Source organism: Coxiella-like endosymbiont, assembly GCF_002871095.1.
Lineage (GTDB): Bacteria > Pseudomonadota > Gammaproteobacteria > Coxiellales > Coxiellaceae > Coxiella.
In genome coordinates, this window is the sequence record NZ_NSHJ01000107.1 from 1 (window position 1) to 10,135 (window position 10,135).

The window sequence follows — 10,135 nt, forward strand, 5'->3', positions numbered from 1 at the left end:
AAATATCGTAGCTAGTATAGGTAAAGAAGTGTTCGTTATCTCTGCACTATCTTTTCTCAATTCTAAAGTTTGACCTTAGATGAAGGATTTTACCTTAGAAAAAGTAGGAGGAGTTTAATAGTTGATAGTATAAATCTCATACTTAACTGAAAAGATTTTTTTGGTAAAATACTTTACTTGCTTCTTGAGATAGTAACATGATAAAAATAATTTCCCTCTGCAGAGGGAACACTCATTTAAGGGCCCATAGCTTAGTTGGTAAGAGCAATCGACTCATAATCGAGAGGTCCCAGGTTCAACTCCTGGTGGGCCCACTTATTCAGGAAAGACTTGACTATTTTAATATAACAATCAAATAGTTCATTTTACGTCTAGCTTTTTTAAAAATGTAGATTTTAAATTTATTTATTAATAGATTTATTAATTTTATTTGCTCAGATGACTGTATAAAGGGGTAGAGAATTCTGTAATGTTGTTTTTTTAGTATGCTTACTAAGCTTTTTTAAGTTATTTTGGGTCTTATAATCACGCTGTAATGATCTTTTTTATGGGTTCCTTTGAGGGAAAGGTATGTTATTGGCTAGTAGAGTTGGCGTTATGAGCTACGTTTTTTGATCAGGGTATGTATCTTAGATCTAACAGCTAAATTAGCAGTTAACGGAATTCAGAAAATAGAGTGTTATTACTTATGATTTTAGAATCTTAGAAGGAATGAGTAAAGCGGATACGTGTTATGTATGCCCATCTAAAAATTTGTTATTATCTTTGATGTGGGCTCATCAAAAAAACTCAACTTAAGGTTGGGTTTTTAGTCTCTCTGTAAAGCTTTAGATCAGGTAAGGAGTTATAGAGTTGGAGCTCTTGATAAGTAGCGAGTTTTTATATTTTTTTAAAATTTCGCTATTGTAAAAAATTTTTACCATTATATCTAGAAGTTTTAACACTAATGAGAATTTTGATCATAGTTCGTATAGCTTATCCTGATCATAGACAATAAGAGATCTAAATACCTCTTCTTTGCTTGCCAAAAAATTTGCTTGCTCTTTTTATTATATGGGGTAATTACTATAAGATTAATTGGCATAGATAGGTTTTTCTGATGTTTCTTAAATTGCTTTTTATTTTAAAATAATTGTTAATGTGCCTAAAGTGAGTGTATAGATTTCTCTTGTTGATTCTTTGGTCATGGGAATTGATAGAATATAATTAGGATATTTTAGCAATTTAGCATCACTGTTTTACAATGAAAAACATGATTTTGATTTCTAAAAATTTTGTGTTTTTTTAGAGTGGGTGTTATTTAAGGGGGGGTGAAGTAGAAATATTGGTTTTTCTTTTATGTACAAAGTGTGAGATGAGACTTCAGAGACTTTTTAATGGGTGTGATTGTGATGAGAACAATACTGTGCTCGTGAATCAAAAAGCTGAAGAGGTTTTATGTATGGGGGGGGGTTTATGTCTTATGACTAAATTTAAATTGCTAGATCTCTCTTAGAGGCTAATTTAGTAAAAAAACATAAAACTATTTATTCTTCAGTTTCAAGAAAACTATATAATTTTTCGGCGCGACTAGGATGACGTAATTTACGTAATGCTTTAGCTTCAATTTGTCGTATTCGTTCTCGTGTTACATCGAATTGCTTACCTACCTCTTCCAGAGTATGATCGGTATTCATATCAATTCCAAAACGCATCCGTAAAACTTTGGCTTCACGGGGGGTAAGGGTAGCTAAAATTTTACGGGTTGCCTCTACCAAACCGGCTGAAGTTGCAAAATCAATAGGCGATTCTATATTCACATCTTCAATAAAGTCTCCAAGATTAGAATCTTCATCTTCACCAATTGGTGTTTCCATAGAAATGGGTTCTTTAGCAATTTTCAGTACTTTTCTCACTTTTTCTTCAGGCATATCCATGCGGCGTCCTAATTCTTCGGGGGTAGCTTCCATACCAGTTTCTTGTGAAATTTGCCGGCTAATTCGATTAAGTTTATTTATAGTTTCAATCATGTGCACAGGGATCCGAATAGTACGTGCCTGATCGGCAATTGAACGAGTAATTGCTTGACGGATCCACCAAGTAGCATAGGTTGAAAATTTATAGCCGCGGCGATATTCAAACTTATCCACGGCTTTCATCAAACCAATATTACCTTCTTGGATTAGATCAAGAAATTGTAAGCCACGATTAGTGTATTTTTTTGCTATGGAAATTACCAGACGTAAGTTAGCTTCGATCATTTCCTTTTTAGCACGGCGTGATTTTGCTTCGCCAATAGCAACTCGACGATTAATTTCTTTAATTTCCTGAATAGTTAAATTACTTTTTTCTTCTAATTGTGCGAGATTTCGTTGAGCACGATAAATCTCTTTACTATAAAGTTCTAATAGTTTTGCCTCTTCCTTATTTTCTTTTTTATATTGCTCCAACCAATTCATATTAGTTTCATTGTGAGGGAAGGATGGAATGAATTTTTTACGTGATGTTTTTGCTTTTACTACACAATAACCCATAATTAACTGCTCATAACTACGCACTTCTTTTAAAAGGCGACGTAATCGTCCTGTAAGTTGATTGAATTGACGGATAGAGAGTTTAAAAGTGGAAAAAAATTCTGATAAATTTTTTTGATGTTTTAAAGTAAGCGGTGTTTTTTTCCCGTACCGTTTAATTGCATTTGAATAACGATTATAAAGGATTTTAAGCTTTTCCATATTTTTTTGTGTTATTACTGGATCAGGGCCATTTTCACCAAATTCATCCACGCGCTCTTCACCGCTTTCTTCTTCGTCTTCACTTATTTCAACTTCTTTGGTAGATTCTGGAGGTAGAAGCAGCCCAGCTCCAGCTCCTTCTGTGTCAAAAAATCCAATAAGTAAATCGCTTAATCGCCCCTCAGCACTTATCGTACTTTCATATTCTTTAATAAAAGATTTGATGAGTTCAGGGTATTGGACTACAGCTCCCATTACTTGACGAATCCCATCTTCAATTCGTTTGGCAATGACAATCTCACCTTCACGTGTTAATAATTCAACGCTACCCATCTCTCTCATATACATACGAACAGGATCTGTAGTACGTGTTTCTGTCGCTAATACTTCTGCTACGTCATCTTTAATTTCTTCATCATCTGATTGGGTGTCTTCTTCCAAAAGTAAGGAATCCGTATCAGGGGGAATCTCAAATACTTTAATTCCCATCTCAGTGAGACGACTAATGATATCTTCCATTTGTGTTGGATCGGCATAATCATTCGGAAGAAAATTAATGAGATCTTCGTGAACTAAGTATCCCTTATTTTTAGCCTCTTCTAATAAGGTGCTAAAACCTAAGCGTTGGTTTTCTATGCTATTTTCTTCTAATTTAGCAGGGATAGAGGATAAAAATGCAGGAATCGCCGCTTCTTCTTTAGCCTTCTGTGGAGAACTCAGTTTTTTAAGACCTTCTTCTCTAATCTTTTTATACACAGATATTGTCTCAGCTTTTTTTACTGTTTCCCCTCTAGAGAGGTTAGATTGCTTTTCCATGGGGTGTTTAACCGCAGGTTTTGATTTTAGTTTTAGTTTAGTTTTAGCTTTAATGTTATTGGTCTTTAGTTTTTTTACATTTATTTTTTTATCTTCTTTTAAATTATTTAATTTTTTCTTATGAGTTGGCATAAATCTTTTGCTACCCTTATGGTTCTTGCTTAAAAATATACTTTATTTTCTAAAGTAATGAATTAGTATGTTATTCTTCATCCGTCAAATTGACCCCCTCCTAGAATGATTTTTTAGGTATAAGATTTGGTGTCTCAGAGAAGATGGATATTGTTTTCTTTATATAATGTCAGTTGACTCTTTCGTCAAGTTCTTTCTTCTTAAAAGCTGCCATGTTTTTTCTTTTTGAGCTTGTTCTTTAAGACGTTGAATAGCGTCTTTGAGTTCAATAGCTAAATCCTCCGCTGATAAATGGGCTTCTTCAAGAAGGAGACGCCGTCCCACTAAATCTGCAATTAATTGGCGTTCTTGAGAGTCAGGCCATAGAGCCAGTAACTCAGCCGTTGAATTAATTTTCTGCTTAGTTAAAAGCGTGATAACTTTAAAAAGCAATTGTATATCGGGCATGTTACTAATGAGCAGGAAATCCTTTGGAATTAGACTAACTAACGAAGGTATGCGTACTAAAATAGATATCACATGATAACCTAGAGAAAGTACTTGCGAAGATGAAAATAAATAATTTGGTGAAGTATGCCCTTTTTTTAAATTATCTTGAATAAGCGAATAGATTTTATCAATTTCTATCCCTAACTGATTGGAAAGTTCCTTGATAAGCAGTTGATAGAAGAGACCTTTAGGCATGCTACTAAGATATTCTAAGGCCTTTTTAGCAAAATTAGCTTTATTAGCGATGGAATGAAGCGGAATTTCTCTTTGTAAATGTTGAAAGAATACCTCACTTAATGGTAATGCTGCTTTTATTTTTTCTTCAAAAGCATCTTTACCAATCTTACGAATTAAAGTATCGGGATCTTCTTTTTCGGGTAAAAATAAAAAACGAATATGAATTCCATCGCGCATGAAAGGTAGGCTTTCGGTAAGTGCTCGCCATGCAGCTTGCTTTCCCGCTTTATCTCCATCAAAGCAGTAGATGATTTCATTGACGTAGCGCAATAATTTTTTTAAATGTTGAGCATTGGTTGTTGTGCCCATCGTAGCCACAGCGTAAAAAATCTGATATTGATGAAGTGTAATAACATCCATATAACCTTCTACAATTAGAAAGCAAGACAAATTAGCCTGATTTTTACGGGCTTCATAAAGCCCATATAATTCATTACCTTTGTGAAAAATTGGAGTTTTAGGGGAATTTATGTATTTAGGTTGCTCGTTACCTAAGGCTCTTCCTCCAAAAGCAATAATACGGCCCCGAACATCCCGAATAGGGAAGATGATCCGATGACGGAAACGATCTAAGAGCCGATAATCTTTTTTAATGATCAATCCATTGGTAATTAGTTGAGCTGCAATTTTAGAATTTTTAATAAATACTTTTAAATTTTCCCAATTCAATGGTGCATATCCAAGAGCAAATTGTTTGACGATCTCACCTGTGAGGGCGCGTGATTTTAAATAATTAATAGCGATTGGTGAATGTTTCAATTGTTGTTGATAATAGCTAGAAATTTTTTTTAAAAGACTATAATACTCTTCTCGTTCAGGTGAGTTAGAATGTCGAGTATCTATCGGAATTTCCAGACCAAGTTGAAAAGATAAATCTGTAATGGTTTCAACAAATTCTGTACGATTAAATTGCATTAAAAAATTGATAGCATTTCCAGTGGCCCCGCACCCGAAGCAATAATAAAATTGTTTTGTAGGGCTAACAGTAAATGAGGGTGTTTTCTCATTATGAAAAGGACATAGTCCTAAATAGTTGTACCCTCGCTTTTTCAGATTTACACGCGATTGAATTAATTCTAGAATATCAATACGAGATACCAGATCTTGAATGAAAGATTGTGGAATACGTTGCATAATTCTTATTTTACACCCAGCTTAGATTGGTCGCAGCCGTTTTTTACTAATAAAGTAGAGCAGGTAATCATTAAAAATGAATTCACTTAGATTTTTAATTCCAAAGGTTTTTTACTTTTGCACTAACCACACTGATTATCGTCTATACGGCGGGGATCTCCTAACTTTTCTTTTTTAGTAGTAATTATAACTATCAAGCTTGTTTCCCATAGCTTTAATTAAGCTCACTTGGATCTCTTTAAGAGAGCTTGCTGAATTAAGCGGTGTATTATAATTTCTATTTTGCTGATAACTTTAGTGAGCTAACTTTTTAATATTTTAATCTTGTATTGTTTTTTTAATGAGATTAGGATGATTCTCATTTTCATATTGGCTAAATAAACTCACAATGTTGTTTGATCATTTCTTTAATTTTAAGAAATGCATTGTTATGCTCCTTTCTAGACTACCATCTTATCCTTTGGATGATCAATTTACTTATTTAAATTACTTCAAGTGATAAAAAATGATAGTTAAATAATCTTTTTTGTTGCCTATATAAGATTTTGATATCTTTTTGAATTCATTGGGCACCGAGAATTGAGGTCATTAATTTAATAAACCTCTTAGGTGAATGATCAGTTAATAGTGAGTTCGCTCACGTGCTAGTATTTCTTTTTCTTTCTGAATTTTCTTTGTATATCGCTTCACAGCAGCAGCTTTTTTTCGTTTGCGTTTACTTGTAGGTTTTTCGTAATATTCTATTTGACGTAATTTAGTAAGGATGCCTGCTTTTTCACAGGCTCGTTTAAAGCGCCGCATAGCGACATCAAAAGTATTATTATCAGGCACTTCTATCATTGGCATATATCAATTGACCTTTAGAGTTAGCTCCAGAGTTTGTAATGCTACTGGGTTTAAGAAAAGAATGCAATCCTCTAGGCAAATTTTTTAGAAATTCAGAATTTCTAAGTGTATTCAATATATTGTTTATGCAGATAGAGGGATAATTTTCCTATTTTTGGTATTCCATAGTGAATGGGGTTAGAGTAGTTTTACTTTGGTAATATATTAATACTAGATAATTAAGTAAGTAAGATTATATAAGATATATCGTAATTGCATCAAGTTGAGCTGATTCTTATCTACCAGATTTAGTTGTACTGTTATGATTGTTTAGTCATTATACTGATTTTCAGATAGATTAGTTGGGAGGTTAAGCGATAGTTTCCCTAAATTAGATCAATTTAGGTGATTTTGCAGACCTTTCGTGAAATTATTGTGTAATGATAATAATTTCGGGATGTATGGAGGGGGATTTATCAGTAAGTATAATTTTAAGTGATATTGATGATGCTTTCAGATGAAGTTCACTTCAGTTAAATTTGAATGAAAACTCTCAAAGCGCCTCATTAAATTTAGCTTCGCAATTTAATATTACTTCTTGAGTTGTGGGGTTTTATGATCGGGGAAAGTAATTGCAAGTCCGAACACTGTATAAATTTCTTAAATTAGAATCTAGTGCTGGTATTGTTCTTTTTGTTGCGGCTGTTTTGGCGCTGATTATTGAGAATACACCATGGCATATTTATTACGAAGATTTGTTAAATCTCCCTCTAAGTATTCAATTCGGTCCGTTACAATTAATTAAACCCATATTCTTATGGATTAATGATGGATTAATGACGATTTTCTTTTTATTAGTGGGTTTAAAAATTAAACGAGCAATGTTTGAAGGAGAGCTGAACAGTCTTTCTAAAGCTTCATTACCTGTAATAGCAGGGGTAGGGGGGATGATAGTCCCAGCTATAATCTATATTACTTTTAATTGGAGTAACCCCATTTCTCTATGGGGATGGGCAATTCCTACCGCTACTGATATTGCGTTTTCATTAGGAATTTTATGCTTATTAGGGAATCGATTACCTATTGGCCTAAAGATATTTTTAATAGCTTTAGCTATTTTTGATGACATTGGTGCAATTCTTATTATTTTAATTTTTTATACGCATCATATTTGCTTGATTCAGTTGTTAAGTGCAAGTCTGTTTTTAGGATTATTATTTTTATTCAATCGATTAGGTGTGACAAGGATCACGGCTTATATTCTAATTGGAATTGCTTTGTGGTTTTGTGTTTTAAAATCTGGTATTCACGCTACTTTAACTGGTATTCTCTTAGCTTTTATGATTCCGATTCGTGATCAAGAAAATCCCCAAATTTCACCATTGCGAAATTTGGAAGATAAATTACACTTTTGGGTAGCTTTTGGAGTGCTACCAGTATTTGCTTTTGCAAATGCAGGTGTTTCTTTTGCTGGGATGAGTGTAGATAATTTATTAAGTCCAGTTACATTGGGAATTGCTCTAGGCTTGTTTCTAGGGAAACAAATTGGAATTTGGTTGACCTCTTGGTTGGCTATCAAAGCAGGTTGGGCTCACATGCCATATGGTGGAAATTGGGGTTCCCTCTATGGCATAAGTTTGCTAGCAGGTGTAGGTTTTAGTATGAGTTTATTCATCGGAACCCTCGCATTTAGTTCTGTTGGACAGTACTATCCTGGAATGGTACGATTAGGTATCATTACTGGTTCTTTGATCGCAGGAATATCGGGTTATCTAATTATTTTATATTTTACTTCTTCTTATCGCGCTTAAACTCTCTGTAAGTAATTCCTAAAATACATTTCTATTAGCCAGCATTCAGTCTGAGTAAATTTAAATTGAGAAGCAGTTCGGTAATTTTTTAGATAAGGGGGGATTTTATATCTAATTTTGCTGAAATAATCTGATGAATTGTTGCATCATAAAACCTTCTTTTAATTTAATAGAGCATTTTGTTGGATTTTTTAATCTACATATAATTGGTGTTATTGACTATAATTATTTTATATTCTTGTGAAAGAGCTAAAAAATTTTTTGTAGATCATGGTATTCCATATATATACAGGAAATTAAACTATGTTGGTATTCCTTTTTCTTTCTGAATGGGAAAAAGCTGTTTGAAGTATTCGATAGGCGTATCAAATTCTTTATTATTTTTGTGAATAATAAAAGACTTTTCTCATCTTTAGTGCTATTTTTTTACGCAGAGGAAAGAAATAAACTCCAGCCGCCATTGTATAAAGTGTAATTGATCATCTTAGAAAATCTTCAATAAAAGATTTTTGTATGATCTTTAATCATGAGTAATTGCTGAAAAAATTCCTCTTGTTGTAATCCATCTTTCTAAAAGATTACTTAGAGTAATATTTGAACTGGTGATGAAATAAATTTTTTGAATAAACAAGGCTTTAATATCCCCAAAAAGCATAGCGTCAGCAAGAGAGCAGGCAATGTTATTGATGAAACATTTATTGAAACATAGTACTTTTTATTTTTTGTGCTAGTTTGCGAATAATGAAATCCAATAGATTTTTGCGACCTTATTTTCTAGTAAACGCATGAAATTATTGTGAATCTTATTGATTAACTGATGAACATAGATCCTCATTTTATCGATAGAAGATAATAGTAAAAAAGATTAATTAAATAAGTTTTAGCAACTCCTCCATCTCTTTATGAAGAGAAGTTTTTTGATCGGTTGTGAGGCGAAGGAAAAACGCTAAATTGATCGACAACCGCTTTTTTGATAATCATTTTCAATGAGGTAGTGTATATTTAATGTTGATAGTATTTTAAGGGAGTCATTTCTCCGTTAATTTTAAATTAATTAAGGATTTGTTAGCAGAGATTTTGCTTTTGAGTAGAAATTGGCTTATTTACTTCTGTAATGATGTATATAGCTTGGTCCCGTAAGGAGTCCTTCCAGTGGTGGGTGTGATAAATAAATGTACTGTTGCTATAAAAAGTAAGCCAACAATAGGTATAAATTGAGAAAAAACACCATTATATTAAGAAGTGTAGTTTCTTCCCCCCCCTATAGTGTAAGCTGTCTGTCGTAGCAGTAGAAAATCTATCTTGATTTGTTTTTTTTATGGGTTTGGTTTAACTGATCAGCGTGCCGTATGCCCATAGTGTGCTTTTCTTGTATTGAGAAAAACTTTTAATGAAGTAATGATATTTCTGAATTGCGTAAGAGACTCTTCTCTCTCTATGGCTAGGAGAGGTCTGTCTGCTCGGGGCCTCTTTAGAGGAGTACACTTTTTAGATTGTCATGAGTGTCAGGTGGGAGTAGAAAGAGGTCCTCCCTGATTAAGGTATTTTAGTTTCTATAGTATTATTCTATAGCATTATTTTTGGAGAGAGATAAAGCAGTACGTAAATTCTTTTATTAATTTTATATAAATTTTTTTACTTTTAGAGCTCTACTTATTTATACAAGTATTTTATGAACATTTTAGCAAGTATACTATTCTAATGATACAAGTATACTATTCTAATGATAGTAGAATACTAAATTAAATGAAATTTTTATACAACCTCAGAATGAAACTTTTATAGAACCTCTGATTTTAAAATAGTAAACCTAAACATAAGGCTTTATTAGGGGCTGTGTAGGAATAGGTGATTGTATATTGCAAGAGATAATAAGGATCCCTCGCCTTTTGATTTTTGTTAAGGATCCCTTCTTGTTGTAAACCGTAATTTTTTATCATGAGAGATCAATCTTTAGTGAATTATAAGTAAACAATA

4 protein-coding genes and 1 tRNA gene are annotated in these 10,135 nt (G+C 32.9%); 2 read left to right on the forward strand and 3 right to left on the reverse strand.

The window, feature by feature from the left end; genetic code table 11:
• Positions 1-240: 240 nt before the first annotated feature.
• Positions 241-314 (forward strand) — tRNA-Ile (locus tag CLERM_RS02350).
• Between the two features lie 1,212 nt (positions 315-1,526).
• Here CLERM_RS02350 and rpoD read toward each other — a convergent pair.
• From rpoD to rpsU, 3 genes are all read right to left on the reverse strand, one after another.
• Positions 1,527-3,662, reverse strand: a complete 2,136-nt coding sequence (rpoD, locus tag CLERM_RS02355; protein ID WP_236905122.1) for an RNA polymerase sigma factor RpoD — start codon at positions 3,660-3,662, stop codon at positions 1,527-1,529.
• Positions 3,663-3,821: 159 nt separating this feature from the next.
• On the reverse strand, positions 3,822-5,522 hold the full coding sequence (gene dnaG, locus CLERM_RS02360; protein WP_102156996.1) for a DNA primase: 1,701 nt from the start codon (positions 5,520-5,522) through the stop codon (positions 3,822-3,824).
• Positions 5,523-6,143: 621 nt separating this feature from the next.
• Positions 6,144-6,368 (reverse strand): 30S ribosomal protein S21, encoded by a 225-nt coding sequence (rpsU, locus tag CLERM_RS02365; RefSeq protein WP_102156997.1) that lies wholly within the window; start codon positions 6,366-6,368, stop codon positions 6,144-6,146.
• A gap of 611 nt (positions 6,369-6,979) precedes the next feature.
• Here rpsU and nhaA point away from each other — a divergent pair.
• On the forward strand, positions 6,980-8,158 hold the full coding sequence (gene nhaA, locus CLERM_RS02370) for a Na+/H+ antiporter NhaA (RefSeq protein ID WP_102156998.1): 1,179 nt from the start codon (positions 6,980-6,982) through the stop codon (positions 8,156-8,158).
• Positions 8,159-10,135 lie beyond the last annotated feature (1,977 nt).